The organism is Neorhizobium sp. JUb45 (assembly GCF_004343585.1).
GTDB lineage: Bacteria > Pseudomonadota > Alphaproteobacteria > Rhizobiales > Rhizobiaceae > Neorhizobium.
The window spans coordinates 266,017-280,372 of sequence record NZ_SLYW01000002.1 but is presented as its reverse complement, the minus strand read 5'-3'; the positions used below and the strand labels follow the sequence as shown (position 1 = coordinate 280,372).

17 protein-coding genes are annotated in these 14,356 nt (G+C 60.3%); 8 read left to right on the top strand and 9 right to left on the bottom strand.

What is annotated here, in order from left to right:
* The first annotated feature begins 23 nt into the window (after positions 1-23).
* Positions 24-329, top strand: a complete 306-nt coding sequence (locus EDF70_RS08000) for a hypothetical protein (protein WP_132272833.1) — start codon at positions 24-26, stop codon at positions 327-329.
* The gene (locus EDF70_RS07995; RefSeq protein ID WP_132272832.1) at positions 326-640 is read left to right on the top strand and encodes a type II toxin-antitoxin system RelE/ParE family toxin; all 315 of its coding nucleotides are present in this window, start codon (positions 326-328) and stop codon (positions 638-640) included. Before EDF70_RS08000 ends, EDF70_RS07995 begins: the two co-directional genes overlap by 4 nt.
* Before the next feature lie 3 nt (positions 641-643).
* On the opposite strand, the gene EDF70_RS07990 is transcribed toward EDF70_RS07995, so the two are convergent.
* The 4 genes from EDF70_RS07990 to EDF70_RS07975 form a co-directional block, all read right to left on the bottom strand.
* Positions 644-838, bottom strand: coding sequence for a hypothetical protein (locus EDF70_RS07990; protein ID WP_132272831.1), 195 nt, complete (start codon positions 836-838; stop codon positions 644-646).
* Positions 839-865: 27 nt separating this feature from the next.
* The gene (locus EDF70_RS07985; RefSeq protein ID WP_132272830.1) at positions 866-1,729 is read right to left on the bottom strand and encodes a S49 family peptidase; all 864 of its coding nucleotides are present in this window, start codon (positions 1,727-1,729) and stop codon (positions 866-868) included.
* 91 nt (positions 1,730-1,820) lie between these two features.
* Positions 1,821-2,624, bottom strand: coding sequence for a methyltransferase (locus EDF70_RS07980; protein WP_245519096.1), 804 nt, complete (start codon positions 2,622-2,624; stop codon positions 1,821-1,823).
* Positions 2,621-2,851 carry a DUF2007 domain-containing protein gene (locus EDF70_RS07975; RefSeq protein ID WP_132272829.1) on the bottom strand — a complete coding sequence of 77 codons (231 nt, stop codon included), beginning with the start codon at positions 2,849-2,851 and terminating at the stop codon, positions 2,621-2,623. The genes EDF70_RS07980 and EDF70_RS07975 overlap by 4 nt, the downstream gene beginning before the upstream one ends.
* A 102-nt stretch (positions 2,852-2,953) precedes the next feature.
* Between EDF70_RS07975 and EDF70_RS07970 the strand changes: the two genes are divergently transcribed.
* The 4 genes from EDF70_RS07970 to moaB all read left to right on the top strand — a co-directional run bounded on the left by EDF70_RS07970 (position 2,954) and on the right by moaB (position 7,656).
* Entirely contained in the window at positions 2,954-3,970 is a 1,017-nt protein-coding gene (locus EDF70_RS07970) for a polyprenyl synthetase family protein (RefSeq protein WP_132272828.1), read from the top strand.
* A 146-nt stretch (positions 3,971-4,116) separates the two neighbouring features.
* Entirely contained in the window at positions 4,117-6,183 is a 2,067-nt protein-coding gene (locus EDF70_RS07965) for a tetratricopeptide repeat protein (protein WP_132272827.1), read from the top strand.
* Between the two features lie 16 nt (positions 6,184-6,199).
* A complete protein-coding gene (locus tag EDF70_RS07960) occupies positions 6,200-7,081 on the top strand; it encodes a 4-(cytidine 5'-diphospho)-2-C-methyl-D-erythritol kinase (protein WP_245519095.1) in 882 nt (293 codons plus the stop codon).
* 20 nt (positions 7,082-7,101) lie between these two features.
* Entirely contained in the window at positions 7,102-7,656 is a 555-nt protein-coding gene (moaB, locus tag EDF70_RS07955; RefSeq protein ID WP_132272826.1) for a molybdenum cofactor biosynthesis protein B, read from the top strand.
* A 51-nt stretch (positions 7,657-7,707) separates the two neighbouring features.
* On the opposite strand, the gene EDF70_RS30185 is transcribed toward moaB, so the two are convergent.
* Both EDF70_RS30185 and EDF70_RS07945 read right to left on the bottom strand, forming a co-directional pair.
* Positions 7,708-8,670, bottom strand: a complete 963-nt coding sequence (locus EDF70_RS30185) for a hypothetical protein (protein WP_207908237.1) — start codon at positions 8,668-8,670, stop codon at positions 7,708-7,710.
* Positions 8,671-8,764: 94 nt separating this feature from the next.
* A complete protein-coding gene (locus EDF70_RS07945; RefSeq protein ID WP_132272825.1) occupies positions 8,765-9,277 on the bottom strand; it encodes a glycosyl transferase in 513 nt (170 codons plus the stop codon).
* A 132-nt stretch (positions 9,278-9,409) separates the two neighbouring features.
* Between EDF70_RS07945 and EDF70_RS07940 the strand changes: the two genes are divergently transcribed.
* Together EDF70_RS07940 and EDF70_RS07935 are read left to right on the top strand one after the other, a co-directional pair.
* On the top strand, positions 9,410-10,567 hold the full coding sequence (locus EDF70_RS07940) for a PA0069 family radical SAM protein (RefSeq protein WP_132272824.1): 1,158 nt from the start codon (positions 9,410-9,412) through the stop codon (positions 10,565-10,567).
* A gap of 396 nt (positions 10,568-10,963) precedes the next feature.
* Positions 10,964-11,629, top strand: a complete 666-nt coding sequence (locus tag EDF70_RS07935; RefSeq protein WP_132272823.1) for a ribonuclease HII — start codon at positions 10,964-10,966, stop codon at positions 11,627-11,629.
* A 9-nt stretch (positions 11,630-11,638) separates the two neighbouring features.
* Here EDF70_RS07935 and EDF70_RS07930 read toward each other — a convergent pair whose 3' ends face one another.
* The 3 genes from EDF70_RS07930 to EDF70_RS07920 form a co-directional block, all read right to left on the bottom strand.
* The gene (locus EDF70_RS07930) at positions 11,639-12,946 is read right to left on the bottom strand and encodes a hypothetical protein (RefSeq protein ID WP_132272822.1); all 1,308 of its coding nucleotides are present in this window, start codon (positions 12,944-12,946) and stop codon (positions 11,639-11,641) included.
* Between the two features lie 211 nt (positions 12,947-13,157).
* On the bottom strand, positions 13,158-13,643 hold the full coding sequence (locus EDF70_RS07925; protein WP_132272821.1) for a F0F1 ATP synthase subunit B: 486 nt from the start codon (positions 13,641-13,643) through the stop codon (positions 13,158-13,160).
* Between the two features lie 3 nt (positions 13,644-13,646).
* The gene (locus EDF70_RS07920; protein WP_132272820.1) at positions 13,647-14,270 is read right to left on the bottom strand and encodes a F0F1 ATP synthase subunit B; all 624 of its coding nucleotides are present in this window, start codon (positions 14,268-14,270) and stop codon (positions 13,647-13,649) included.
* Positions 14,271-14,356: the final 86 nt, after the last annotated feature.

The window sequence follows — 14,356 nt, the reverse complement described above, 5'->3', positions numbered from 1 at the left end:
GGCCGTACCTTGGAGCCACGACCATGAACGTCAAGAACACCATCACCCTGTCGGATCGCTATATGCGGTATGCCGAACAGCAGGTTGAAGATGGACAGTTTCCATCTGTGGAAAAGGTCGTCGAGGCCGGGCTGGATGAGTTGATGCGGGCAGAGCAAGAGTTGACGCCGGAGCAACTCGATTCCGTGATGGCCATGGCCGATGTGATCCGTGAGCGGATGGATACGCCGCGCGACCAGTTCATTCCCTGGGATGGTGACAGCATGGCGGAGCGTGTGAAGGCGGAACTCGACGCAAAATACGGCGAGAACAAAAAGGCCTCCCGGTGAGATACACGATCATCCGGCATCCGCGCGTCGAAGCCGATTTGCTGGAGATCACCGATTACATCGCTTCTTATGCAGGTCTCGCCGTGGGCAAGGCCAAAGTGGACGAGATCGTCGCCTTCATCAATCGCCTCGCCGATTATCCGAAAATCGGCTCATTGCGCAGTGAACTCAGCCCCGGCTTGAGAGCCATTCCGGCGGCCGGCAAGGCCACGGTCTGCTTTAAGGTCGATGATGAACGTCGACTTCTGGTTATCCTGTGTATCTCCTATGCCGGCGCCGACTGGGCATCCCGCATCAAGGACCGCGACTAAACCCTATTCCTCTTCCTCACGCTTCACCCGGTATTCCCCCGTCACCGGGTCCTTTTCCAGCGTCCCCATCGCCCCCGTCTGGCGTTCGCGCTCGGCCTTTTTCGAGCGTGCGGTCAGCTTTTCCGCGTCGCCGACGAATTTCTTGTAGATCATCCAGCCACCCACCACGAGGATAGCCAGGAATATGATTTGCGCCATTGTCCCCTCAAGCGTCTATCGTTTTTGTCAGAGCCCGTAACGGCTCCACATCGCCTTGTCTTCCAGCGTTGCCGCCAGCCCCGAAGCAGCACCCGCCGCCATCTCCGCCGCACCCGATTGCGATACCACACCCGGCACGCGGCGGCCGAACAGGTTGCGGCTGCCGCCGATCAGTTCCAGCTTGGCATCCGGGCCGTAACGGCGTTTCAGCGTTTCGCGCATCTCGCCGATCCCGTCAACAAGGCCGAGATCGACACCGCGAAGGCCGGTCCAGAACAGGCCGGAAAAGATCGTGTCTTCATCCGCCAGCCGCTCGCCACGGCGCATTTTCACCATCTCGATGAAGACCTTGTGGATCTCCAGCTGCAGCGTCTTCAGGTATTCGATATCGCCTTCCTTTTCCGGCTGGAAGGGATCGAGGATGACCTTGTTTTCGCCGGCCGTATAGACACGGCGCTCGACACCGATCTTCTTCAGCAATTCGGGGAAACCGAAACCGCCAGACACGACACCGATGGAGCCGACGATCGAGGTCGGATCGACAAAGATCTCGTCACCGGCGAGAGCGATCATGTAACCGCCGGATGCCGCGACATCTTCGACGAACACCAGCACGCGTTTGTCCTTTTCTTCGGCCAGCGAGCGGATGCGCTGAAAGATCAGGCGAGACTGCACCGGCGAGCCGCCGGGCGAATTGATGGAGATGGCGACGACCGGCGCGTCCTTCCTGGAAAAGGCCTTTTCCAGCAGCGGCGCCACGGTTGCGATATTGAGCGCCGGCCGGAACTGGCTGCCGCCTGCCATGATCGTGCCGTGCAGCCGCACGACGGGGATCGAAACACCCTTCTTGCGCAGGCGCTTCGGCAGCAGGCGTGTCAGAAATCCGGCCATGTCTCTTCCTTCCAAATCGAACAGCTGTTCATGTAGGGATTTGAACGGCCGGCGCAATCACTGCGTTCCATAAGTCGGCTTCATTTTATCGTCAGACGTGCCGGCCGGTGCGGCGCATATAGGCGGCACGGCCGTTGTTGAGGTCGTCGGCGCGGGTAAGGAGGGCGTGACCATCTTCGCCATGCAGGAAAAGCGGTGCGCGAAACACAAGGCGGGCCTTCGAGCCCTTGATGCCGCTGACGAGGATACGGGTGGCATCGGCATCCGGACGGGGATGGATGAGTGTCATCTCGAGACCGCCAAACCGTTTACCGCAAGCGGCGACGATTTCGCCGATCGATTCCGGCCGTGCAATCAAGGACAATTGCCCGCCGGCCATCGCGATTGCGCCGGCGGTGCGGATCCATGCCTCGAACAGCCCGTCGGTCATGGCATGCGCTTCCGCCTTCAGCCTGTCGGGCGTGGTGCGGTCGCCGGCATTGTTGAAGGGCGGGTTCATGATGACATGGCGAAAACTGTTGTCGGCGAGGCCGCTCGCCACGCGCGCCCGGCCGGTCAGCGTCACATCTGCCTCCATCACAGAAACCCGGCCGCTCAGATGCGAATTCTCTGAAAGGGCCACGCTGCGGCGGGCGTAATCGGCCATCAAGGGCGATCGCTCCACCAGAAGGACGTTCGCACCCGGCAGGCGCGAGGCGACCGCCATGCCGGCGGCTCCGGCACCGGCACCGAGATCGGCCACCGTGATCGGCCCGTCTTCCGCCACCAGCGAGGCCAGCAGCATGGCATCGACGCCGGAACGGTGGCCCTCGCCCTTCGGCTGCAGCACATGGAAATTGCCGCGATGGAAGGCGTCGAGCGTTTCGGTTCTGCTTTCCGCTGTTTCGCTGCTCACTGCTTTTCGTCCCGCAATTCATTCTCCAGCCCGGCATCGATGAAGATGCGGCGCGCCTCATCTGCCAGATCTTCCGCCACCAGCAGGCGTTTCGACAGCAATCCGAGCGAACCTTCCAATATGCTCATCGACTGGTCGGCAATCATGCAGGGAATATCGGCGTCTCGCATCAGGCTTTCCGCGAAGGACAGAAGCACGACATCATTGGTGCGGATCAGTTCTTTCATCACAATTCCCTCAAAATCACCGGTACGGGAGCTTTTGCCCCTTGCCGGGTCAGCCGCCCCTTTCTATGGTCCCCAGCAAAATTTGAACAGGAGTACGCATTCTTGGGCGTCGTCATTCCGCTCGAAGAGAGCAAGAACAAACATGCTTCGGTCAAGCCCCTGGTCGATCTGACCAAGGGTGACATGGAGCGTGTCAACCAACTGATCCTGTCGAAGGCCGGCTCCGACGTACAGATGATCCCGGAGGTTGCCAACCACCTGATCTCGTCCGGCGGCAAGCGCCTGCGGCCGATGCTCACCCTCGCCTCCGCCGCCATGTTCGGTTACGAAGGCGATGGCCATGTGAAGCTCGCGACCTCGGTCGAGTTCATGCACACGGCAACGCTTCTGCATGACGACGTTGTGGACGAAAGCGACCTGCGCCGCGGCAAATCCACGGCCCGCACCATCTGGGGCAACCAGGCCAGCGTTCTGGTCGGCGATTTTCTGCTCGGCCAGGCCTTCAAGATGATGGTCGAAGTCGGCTCCATGGATGCGCTCGACGTGCTGGCCACCGCCGCCTCGGTGATTGCCGAGGGCGAAGTGCTGCAGCTGTCGGTCGCCAAGAACATGGAAACCACCGAGGACGATTATCTTTCGGTCATCCGCGCCAAGACGGCGGCGCTGTTTGCCGCTGCCGCCGAAGTCGGCCCGATCATCGCTTCCACCGACAAGGCAAGCCGCAGCGCGCTGCGCTCCTACGGCATGAACCTCGGCCTCGCCTTCCAGCTGGTCGATGATGCGCTGGATTACGGTGGCAAGGCTGCCGAACTCGGCAAGAATGTCGGCGACGATTTCCGCGAGGGCAAGATCACCCTTCCGGTCATCCTCTCCTACCGTCGCGGCACGCCGGAAGAACGCGCTTTCTGGCGTCAGGCGATCGAGAACGGCGAGAGCACGGAAGAAAATCTCGAAAAGGCACTCGGCCTGATCACCAAATATAACGGTCTCAAGGACACGATTGCGCGAGCGGAGCACTATGGCACCATCGCCAGCGACGCACTCGCACCGTTGCCCGATTCCGCTTACAAATCAGCGCTTCTCGAGGTCATCGACTTCTGCATCGAGCGCGTGAACTGATCCCTGCCGGATAATAGGGTAGAGAAGGCAGTGTCCGCGTTATTCTTGCGGACCTGCTTCAAAAAAGCCATTCTGTCGTGAATCATCGGCGCAGGATTCTTCGGCGGCCATACTGTCGTCCTGCGTTTTTCATGAAAGGCACTTTTATGCGGCAGCAATTCGCCCTTCGTCTGCTTTCCGGCGCGGCCTTTGCCGCCGCCATCATGCTGGGTGGGCAGGCGATCGCCGCAGCCGGCAATGAGAAGCCGGCGACGGAAGAGACCCAGACCTTCGATGCAACGAAGGTCAATTCCTTCTCCGGCGCGTTTCTTGCAGCCCGCACGGCCGATGTCGATCACGACTATCCGAACGCCATCACGCTGTACCGCAAGGCACTGGAGCTGGAACCGGCCAACACGGAAATTCGCGAACGGTTGATGCTGTCGCTTTTGATGAGCGGCGATTTCGACGGCGCCCTGCCGTTTGCCAACGAATTGAAGACGGATGAAGGCGTCGAGCGCATCACCACGATCGTGCGCGGGCTGGATGATATCCGCAACCGCAAATTCGCCGAGGCCGAAAAGCTCCTGACCTACAAGGGCTCCAACGATCTCGACCGTATCACCCACACGCTTCTGGCCGCCTGGGCGCGCGTCGGTGCCGGCAAGGGCAAGGAAGCCCTGACGCTGGTGCGCGGCATGAAGGGCCCCGCCTGGTTCAAGGTGTTTACCGATTACCATCTCGGTGCCATGGCGCTGGTATCCGGCGATATCAACACCGCCCGCTCCAGCCTGACATCCGCCATCACCAATGATGACGGCGTCGCCACCACCCCCGACACTTTTATGCGCGCGATCATGGCGCTCGCACGTCTTGAGGCCAGCCAGGGCAACAAGCAGAAGGCGCTCGACACGATTGCCGTCGGCGACCGTCTGATCAGCAATTACGCACCGCTGAAGGCCCTGCGCCAGAGCATCGAGGCCGGCGACAAGCCGGACCAGCAGGTGACGACCGCCACCGAAGGTGCTGCCGCCGTGCTGTTTTCCGTCGGTGGCGCGCTGAACCGCCAGGGCGCCGAGGAAATGGTGTCGCTCTACCTGCACATGTCGCATGCGCTGGACCCGAAAAGCGCCGACACGCTGATCCTGCTCGGCGGCATTGCCGAAAAGCTGGAACAGCCGAAACAGGCGATCGCGCTTTATGAAAAGGTACCGGCGGATTCGCCGATGCGCCGCATTTCCGAACTGCAGCTTGGCCTGACCCTTGCCCAGACCGGCGAAGTGGACAAGGCCCGCGAGCACCTGAAGAACCTGATCGCGTCCGACCCTTCCGACCTGCGCAGCTACCTCGCTTATGGCAGCGTTCTTTCCGACGCCAAGGATTACAAGGCGATGGCGGAGAATTACGACAAGGCCGTCGCGGTAATCGGCCCGATCGCACGCCCGGCCGACTGGACGATCTTTTTCCAGCAGGCCATTTCCTATGAGCGCCTGAAGCAGTGGGACAAGGCCGAGCCTGCCTTCCGCAAATCGCTGGAGCTCAACCCGGAACAGCCACAGGTGCTGAACTATCTCGGTTATTCCTTTGTCGACATGAACCGCAACCTCGACGAGGGCATGGCGATGATCAAGAAGGCCGTGGATGCGCGGCCGGATGACGGTTACATCGTCGATTCGCTCGGCTGGGCCTATTACCGCCTCGGCCAGTTCGAGGAAGCGGTGACGGAACTGGAACGCGCCGTGCAGCTGCGCGCCGGCGATGCCGCCATCAACGACCATCTGGGCGACGCCTACTGGCGCGTGGGCCGCAAGCTGGAAGCCAATTACCAGTGGAAGCGCGCGCTGACCATGGAGCCGGAAGAAGCGGAAATTCCCAAAATCAAGGAAAAGATCGAAAACGGCCTGCCACCGGCAGAACCGATCAAGCGCGCCGAAACCACGGTGACGCCGCCGGCCACGACCGAGACGCAGACCGCCATGGTGACGCCACCGGCCAATCCGGCACCTGCAACGCCTGCCGCCGCAGAGACGCCCGCGGCCGATGCGGCAATCGCTGCACCGAAGGCGAACAGCTACACGGTCAATGCCGGTGATACGCTGTGGAAGATCGCCAATGACGCATTGGGTGATGGTGACCGCGTGATGGAACTGATCCGCGCCAACCCTTCGCTGCGCCGCAATCCGAACCGGATCTTTCCGGGCCAGGTTCTCGACCTGCCCGGCACTGGCAACTGACGGCGGCCCGTAACGCATGACCGAAATGCCAGTCGTGACGGAAGTGGCGCGAGCCAAGATCAATCTCGCGCTGCATGTCACCGGCCGGCGTGCCGATGGCTATCACCTGCTCGACAGTGTCGTGACCTTTTGCGACACCGGCGACCGGCTGCAGATTTCTGCGGCCGGTGAAGACACGTTCTCCGTCTCCGGCCGGTTTGCCGATGCGCTGGGTCAGCCATCCGACAATCTGGTGCTGCAAGCCCGTGACGGCCTGCGCCAGCGTCTTGCCGCAGCCGGCATCGACACTCCACCTGTCGCCATCTATCTCGAAAAGAACCTGCCCGTCGCCTCCGGCATCGGTGGCGGCTCTGCCGATGCGGCCGCTGCCCTGCATGGGTTGCTGCGCGTGTGGAACGCCGACCTGGAGCCTCAGGAAGGAACCGCGCTCGCCCTGTCTCTGGGGGCAGATGTGCCGATGTGTTTTGCCGGCCAGCCGCTGGCCGCGCGCGGCATCGGTGAGGAGATTGCCCCTCTGCCGCAGATGCCGGCCATGGCGCTGGTTCTTGGCAATCCGCTGATCGGCGTGTCGACACCGGCCATCTTCAAGGCGCTGCAGAACCGCGACAATCCGCCGGTCGGCCCGCTGCCCTCCTCCGATACGCTCAGTGACTGGATCGATTGCCTGAGCGCCTTGCGCAACGATCTGGAGCCGGCGGCCACCACGCTCGTTCCCGAGATCGCCACGCTGCGGTTTATGCTCGATGATCGCGGTGCGCTGCTGTCGCGCATGTCCGGCTCCGGCGCCACCTGCTTTGGCATTTTCCGCAGTTTGCAAGAAGCACAGGCAGCCGCATCGTCGCTCGCCGCCGAGCGTCCGCACTGGTATTTCTGCGCCACCAGCACCATGTCTGCCTGAAAACAGCACGGAGGATACCCATGAACCGGATCGACGAAAGCCGCCCTTTCATTCCCGTCGGCATTGCCGTGTTGACCGTCTCCGACACCCGCACGCTGGACGACGACCGTTCCGGCGACACGCTGGTTTCGCGCATCACCGAGGCCGGCCATGTGCTCAAAGGCCGCGCCATCGTGCCCGACGACAAGGGGCAGATCGCCGCGCAGGTGAAGGCGTGGAGCGAGGACGACAATATCGATGTGGTCATCACCACCGGTGGCACCGGCTTTACCGGCCGCGACGTGACACCGCAAGCGATCGAGCCGCTGTTCGAAAAGCGAATGGAAGGCTTTTCCGCCGTGTTCCACCGCATCTCCTACGACAAGATCGGCACCTCGACCATCCAGTCGCGTGCCACGGCCGGCGTTGCCAATGCCACCTATATCTTTGTTCTGCCCGGCTCCCCCGGCGCCTGCAAGGATGCCTGGGACGGCATATTGAAACCGCAGCTGGACTATCGCCACATGCCCTGCAATTTCATCGAGATATTGCCGCGGCTGGATGAGCATCTGAAGCGCGGCACGGGCAAGGCGTGAGGGGCAGGCCAGACCCAGTGATGTCGGGTAAAGCCTCCTGCTGCACTGCAGTCAGCCGTCCGAAAACTCAGCCACAAGCTTTTTGTAACTCTGTGCGTGCAATTCGCATGCTTTATCGATTTTGTCCTGTGCGCCCGTCAGCCGGCGCTGACCACGACCCAGCAAAAGTGCCTGATGGGGAACGCGCTCGTATCTCTTGCCATCCGAGCCGACAAACAGATCTTCGAAACGATCGAACTCCTCGATGGGCATTCGAAAACGAATGTCTCTTTCGACAATTTCCTCGATGTTTCCGCCGGATTTATAAAATGCCGGCCGCACCGCTCCATCCACACGCGGGCAATTTGCTTCAACCCAGGCGAAAACCTCCAGTGGAAACGTATGCATGGAAACATCCAGCTTTCGCAAATTGGGCAATGCCCTGATGGGCGATAATGGCTGATCCACTTTCGGCCCCTTGATGAGATGCAGCCCCAGATGTTCCAGACCATCCAGCGAGGACAGAAACTCAAAACTGTCGACCGGCTGAGGCCGATCGAAGGTTCCGTGAATGCTCAGATATTTCAGGCTGCCGGCACCCTTCAGACCTGAAAAATCCGAGACACGCCTCAGGTTTTCAAGATGCAGCGCTCTCAACTGCTTCAACTCTGCGAGGGGCGAAATATCACTGAAGCCGGACACATATTCCAGGATCACCTCCTCCAGATTCTGAAGACGCGCCAGAAAGCCGATATCCTTCGGTCTTGCGTGCGTGATCCGCAGACGCTTGAGACGCCAAAGCCTCGAGACAAACGCAAGCTGCTCGTGGCTCGGCGAATGAAGCGTCAGTTCCTGAAGATTGGGGAATGTCTCGATCAGCTCCCAGTTGGCATCGTCACTGCTGATCGTCGCGATGGAGACCAGCTTTTGTCCGCTCGTCCATTCCGGCATTTGATAGGCATATCGCTCGACATTCGGCAAAACCGTCCAGTGCCCGCCGCTGCGATCGAGCACGTCTCCGAAATGATGTTTCATGCTGCTGCCGCCTCAACCCAGGGGTAAAATACACTTTCTCAAAACCACATCGAGCATCAACGAATGATTGGGAGCGATAAATCCTGCGCTCGACCTAACCCCTTGCAGCCCAGGCCGGCACCATTTCGCTGATCAGCGTAAAGGCCTTCTGGTTTTGCGCCAGCTGCGACAGCGGCATGCCGGATTTGGCGAGTGCGATCGCCTGTTTCTTCGGCAGAACAAAACCGTATTCCAGCGGCGGCACACGACGGCTCAGACGCTTGAAAAAAGACGGGCGGTGATTGCGCGACGGCGAGAATTTTGCCGGCTGCCGGTTCATCGCCACATGCTCGCCAAGCTCGTCGATCCAGCCGATCTGTGGCCGCGCGCCGGGCTCGATCAGAAGCAGCCATTCGCCGCGCACGGATCGCAATATGTCCTTGATATCCCAGTGGGTGTGGAAACGGCAACCGGCGGCATCGGCCACCCTTGCGGAGGCATCGCGCGAGCCGTGATCGAGCACCACGACATCGCTGACGAGGCCTTCCACGGCACCCGCCACAAGCACGGACAGGGTCTGTGCCAGTTCCGATTCCTGATCGCGGCATTCCATGAGGACAGTCAGCATTCGTGACAGTTAGCGCATCGCAGCATGAAACGCCACTCGCTGTTTCTCGCAATTTTGTTCTTGCAATGTTCTCATTTGTCCGATAGCAATTCAGTCACAGCGGTGGCGCAATGCCTGCCGCGGGAGATTCCGATGAACGAGCTGTCAGACCTCAGGCAGGGTGCGCTAGCACCTGGCCATACGGCAGATATTGCCAACGCACTGGTGAGCGCCTCCGGTCTCAGGATCGAGATCGATCGGCGGCGTGGACGTGGTGCGGGCATCAACCCGAGCGGCCGTTTCGAGGAACAGCGCCGCGAGGCTTTTGACGACGGCTGGCAGTCGCTGGAGGAACTCGAGCCTTTCCGCACCGAAGTGCAGGTGGAAAAGCCGCGCACGGCAATCACCCGCAATGACAGTCCCGATATCGGCTTCGACCGCTCGATCAATCCCTATCGCGGCTGTGAGCATGGCTGCATCTATTGTTTCGCCCGGCCCACCCACAGCTATATGGGGCTTTCGCCGGGGCTGGATTTCGAGGCGAAACTGTTTGCCAAGCCGGATGCGCCCAAACTGCTGGAGCGGGAACTCAGCCGCCCGGAATACAAGGTGCGGCCGATCGCCATCGGCACCAATACCGACCCCTACCAGCCGATCGAAAAGGAGTGGCGCATCATGCGACAGCTTCTCGAAGTGCTGCAGAAGGCCAATCATCCGGTGCTGATCGTCACCAAGGGATCGCTGATCACCCGCGATATCGACATTCTTTCCGACATGGCGTCGAGGGGGCTGGCCAAGGTGGGGATTTCGGTGACGACGCTCGACCGCAAGCTGGCGCGGAGCATGGAGCCGCGCGCCGCGACGCCGTCCCGCCGGCTGGACACGATCAGGACGCTGACCGAGGCCGGCATTCCGACGGCGGTGATGGTGTCGCCGGTCATTCCGGCGCTCAACGATCACGAGATCGAACGGGTACTGGAGGCGGGACACGCCGCCGGTGCTCGCGAGGCAAGTTATGTTCTCCTGCGCCTGCCGCTGGAAGTGGCGCCGCTGTTTCGCGACTGGCTGCTGCAGAACTACCCGGACCGCTACCGGCATGTGATGAACCTGGTGCGCTCGATGCGCGGCGGCAAGGATTACGATGCCGACTTCACCAAGCGCATGAAGGGGGCAGGTCCCTATGCCTGGCAGATCGGCCGCCGTTTCGAGATGGCGACCAAACGACTGGGTCTGGCCCGGCGCGGCATGTCCTTGCGCGACGATCTGTTTGTGCGGCCGGATGGAGGGGGCGTGCAGTTGTCGTTGTTATGAGGGCAGGCCTCCTTTGAAATAAGGAAATTGCTGATGAGTTGAGAGAGGGTGTGGCTTGCTCCCAATGATCTCCCCCCATGTGGGGGAGATGTCACCGAAAGGTGACAGAGGGGGGTAAGCAACAGTGCGGCAGATGGGGCGTAGAGGCATTTGCGCCAGGATTACCCCCCTCTGCCCTGCCGGGCATCTCCCCCACATGGGGGGAGATCGGATGGGCGCACTGTCGATCCTTCAATCAGCTTTTCCATAGCGCCTACAGACAAAGAATTTCGACACGGTCCACCGCCGCTTTCCGTGTCGAAAAACCCCGGCTCTCGCCGCCCCTTGGCGAGGAAACGTTGCCGCCGTTATGCCGGGGCTTGCAGGAGATCGGGTCGGCGTGCGATTTTCGCCGCCATGAAAAGAAGCACGCCGCCCGATTCTCCCAAACTGTTCGATCCCCTGCCGCTGAAACCCGATTTCAGCATCGAGGACGCCGCACGCGCCGAAGGTCTCTGGCCGGTGGCCGGCACCGATGAGGCCGGTCGTGGCCCGCTCGCAGGCCCGGTCGTTGCCGCCGCCGTCATTCTCGACCCGCACAACATCCCGGCAGGGCTGAACGATTCGAAAAAACTCAGCCTGAAACAGCGCGAAAAACTGTTCGATGCGATCATCGCTACTGCTCAGGTGTCGATTGCCTCATCCGGCCCGAAACGGATCGACGACATGAATATTCTGCGCGCCAGCCTTGATGCCATGCGGCGCGCGGTGGCGGGGCTGGAAACGCCCCCTGCCCTCGTGCTCTCGGATGGTCGCGACGTTGTGCCGGGCATCACCTGCGCGGGCCGCGCCGTCATCAAGGGCGATGCCCGCTCGGTCTCCATCGCCGCCGCTTCCATCGTTGCCAAGGTGACGCGTGACCGCATGATGGCGCGGGCCGGCGCTGTGTGGCCTGCCTATGGGTTTGAAGGACATGCGGGATATGGCACGGCGCAGCACCGGGGCGCTATCGAGGCGCACGGGCCGTGCGTGCTACACCGGATGAGTTTTCGGCCGTTGAAGAAGGATGAGGTGGATTTCTGATGATTAATATTACTGCTCAATGACCTTCAGCCTGTCGAACAAGGCGGCGATTTCATCGGTAGCTTCAGACCAGTTCTTCAACTCATTGAGCGGCAACGAAAACGTATAGGTTTCAACCGTGCCCGTTGCCGTCACGTTACATCTCCGCTCCGAAAACAACCCGGAAAGGCAGCTTAGAACCATATGTCTGGCCGATTTTGGATCCATGCCGGAAAAAGTGATGGTTTCTCCACGCAACATTGTTTGAACGTCTAATTCTGAAAAATCGCTCAATGTAGACAGCGGCTTACTAAGTCGCGGAATGCGTGGTGTTGGATCACGGAAGCTAAGCGTTGCGTCTTTGAACCCACGGGGCAACACCACCCTGTTTTTTTCGGAGGCAACAGCCGAAATTCTCAGTACTTCAGGTGTCGCGGTGGCACTCAGCTCCGTAGGCACAGAGAAGATGTATGCCCCAATTGCAAAGACCTGATCCTCAATGTCATTCTCAAGCAAGGCTCGAGAATGAGTAGTTTGAGGAAAACAGGAGCCATAGGCGCCACGCGTACTTTTATTGAAGCGTTGCTGCCGGATGGACCAATCCGCCACAACAAAATTGTTCTTGTCGCGCACGAGCGCAATTAAATGCGCACCATCATTCTCTTTGCGAAGAGAGAAAAAACCGATGTCATCAATCCTGGGACTACGATTGCGCCATCCCGACGGTGTGATCAGGCACCAAGGGCGCCCTTCGGCAAGCTTTTCTGCTCCATCAATAATCCTTTGTGTTTGCCATGATCCATAAAAAGAGATGGATGCCGAAACCCAGAAAGCGGCCCCGACCGGTAACCAGACATGTTTCGGTCGCCAAAAAGCAATCGCTACGCCCATCACGCCCATGGCTACAGCAATACTGATATCCAGCATGTAACCGCCGGAACTTCCGCCCAATGCGGATGCAATCTTGATTGTGATATAGAAGCCGGCATTACCGCCAATCGCTGCCAGAAGCACATAGTCTACCCATCGATACGGGCGGGCGTCTGAAAACAAACCCAGTGATTCGAGAGTGAGATATTTGAGCGCCGCGGCGATGGCGAAGCGAATTGCCATCGCCGTGGCAATTGCCATCATAAACAATGCCTTGATGGCTTCGCCTACCGCGTCCGAAATATTCGGAGCCGCAATCGGTCCGGAAATAAGCTCACCTGCCAGAAATGCCAGCGCCGCCAGGGCCGCCGCCCTCCAGGCAAGCCCCAGTGGCAGAAACGGACTGACCGAACCGAGCATAAAGCAGGCCAATAAAAGGGCGTTTACCAGGTAACCTGCGACGCTCATGGAGTTTCCCAACGGCCAGATATGACATTGCGCCGCTGTGTGTATTGTCCACCCGCCCGGTTCACCAGTTTATTGTGCCAATGAGGTTAACTGACGCGCTCTTCATTTAAGGCGCTTGCACCGACGTGCTGTCAGACACTTGTCCATACCAAAACAACAAAAAAGCCGGGCGTCACCACCCGGCTTTCAAACTTAAACCCGATCAAAGCGATCAGTTCAAACGTGTCTTCACCTGTGCGACGGCGTCGGAGAAGAGAGCCTTCTGCGTTGCGGCATCGGTCTTGGCGGCGATCACCTTTTCGGCGGCAGCGACTGCGAGATCGACGGCGGCCGAGCGGACCGAGTTGATCGCGTCGGTTTCAGCTTGGCGGATCTTCTGTTCCGAAAGCGCGTTGCGGCGGGCGACGAATTCTTCCGTCTTCTGCTTTGCTTCAGCGGCCAGCGCTGCGGCTTCGCGTTCGGCGGCAGCAACGATGTTGGCGGCGTCCTGTTCGGCTTCCTTGCGCTTCTTCTGGTATTCGGCCAGCAGCGCCTGGGCTTCTTCACGCAGACGCTTGGCTTCGTCCAGCTCTTCGCGGATGTTGGCGGCGCGCTTGTCCAGCGAGCGGCCCATCATGCCCGGAACCTTCAGATAGGCAATCAGCGCGAGGAAAAGGATCAGGCCGACGAGAGCGTAAAATGTTGCGTCAAAAGCCATGGATCAGGCTCCCTGCTTGGCGGCAGTGACCGCGGTCTTGATCTCGGCATCGGTGGCCTTGGCGCCGATCAGCTGGTCGACGATGACCGATGCTGTTTCGGAAGCGATATCGCCGACGTTTGCAAAGGCCTTGGCCTTGATCTCGCCAATGCTGGCTTCTGCGGCTGCAAGCTTGGCGGAGAGTTCCGCTTCGATTGCGGCGCGGTCGGCGGCTGCCTTGGTCTTGGCGGCTTCGCGGGCTGCATCGGCAATGCCAGCGCCCTTGGCGCGTGCAGCTGCCAGTTCCTTTTCGTAGGTCTCGACGGCTGCATCGGCTTCGGCCTGCATGCGGCCGGCTTCGGCAAGATCGGCGGCGATGCGGTCATGGCGATCCGTCAGGATCGCTGCGAGACGCGGGCCGAGAACCTTCTGGATCAGAAGGAAGAACAGGCCGAAAGTGATGACGAGCCACAGAAGCTGCGAAGCAAAATGGGCGCTGTCGAAAGGCGGGAATACGCCGCCAGCATGGGCGCCATCATGAGCAACACCAGTTTCGGTATGCACTTCGGCCGCAGGAGCGGCGCCCGGTGCAACCGGCGTCTGTGTGGCGTCCGGCGCGGTCTGCGCATGTGCCGGTGTCACGAGCATCATCACCTCCAGGTGGAATTCGAATATCGAAGATGGCGGCCACCCTCAAAGGAGCCGCCGCCATCCGTATGCAATCAGTTCGCCGC

Coding starts and splice junctions, on each gene's coding strand:
- EDF70_RS08000 (WP_132272833.1), top strand. CDS start 24: ATGAACGTCAAGAACACCATCACCCTGTCGGATCGCTATATGCGGTAT.
- EDF70_RS07990 (WP_132272831.1), bottom strand. CDS start 838: ATGGCGCAAATCATATTCCTGGCTATCCTCGTGGTGGGTGGCTGGATG.
- EDF70_RS07985 (WP_132272830.1), bottom strand. CDS start 1,729: ATGGCCGGATTTCTGACACGCCTGCTGCCGAAGCGCCTGCGCAAGAAG.
- EDF70_RS07975 (WP_132272829.1), bottom strand. CDS start 2,851: ATGAAAGAACTGATCCGCACCAATGATGTCGTGCTTCTGTCCTTCGCG.
- EDF70_RS07965 (WP_132272827.1), top strand. CDS start 4,117: ATGCGGCAGCAATTCGCCCTTCGTCTGCTTTCCGGCGCGGCCTTTGCC.
- EDF70_RS07960 (WP_245519095.1), top strand. CDS start 6,200: ATGACCGAAATGCCAGTCGTGACGGAAGTGGCGCGAGCCAAGATCAAT.
- moaB (WP_132272826.1), top strand. CDS start 7,102: ATGAACCGGATCGACGAAAGCCGCCCTTTCATTCCCGTCGGCATTGCC.
- EDF70_RS30185 (WP_207908237.1), bottom strand. CDS start 8,670: ATGAAACATCATTTCGGAGACGTGCTCGATCGCAGCGGCGGGCACTGG.
- EDF70_RS07945 (WP_132272825.1), bottom strand. CDS start 9,277: ATGCTGACTGTCCTCATGGAATGCCGCGATCAGGAATCGGAACTGGCA.
- EDF70_RS07940 (WP_132272824.1), top strand. CDS start 9,410: ATGAACGAGCTGTCAGACCTCAGGCAGGGTGCGCTAGCACCTGGCCAT.
- EDF70_RS07935 (WP_132272823.1), top strand. CDS start 10,964: ATGAAAAGAAGCACGCCGCCCGATTCTCCCAAACTGTTCGATCCCCTG.
- EDF70_RS07930 (WP_132272822.1), bottom strand. CDS start 12,946: ATGAGCGTCGCAGGTTACCTGGTAAACGCCCTTTTATTGGCCTGCTTT.
- EDF70_RS07925 (WP_132272821.1), bottom strand. CDS start 13,643: ATGGCTTTTGACGCAACATTTTACGCTCTCGTCGGCCTGATCCTTTTC.
- EDF70_RS07920 (WP_132272820.1), bottom strand. CDS start 14,270: ATGCTCGTGACACCGGCACATGCGCAGACCGCGCCGGACGCCACACAG.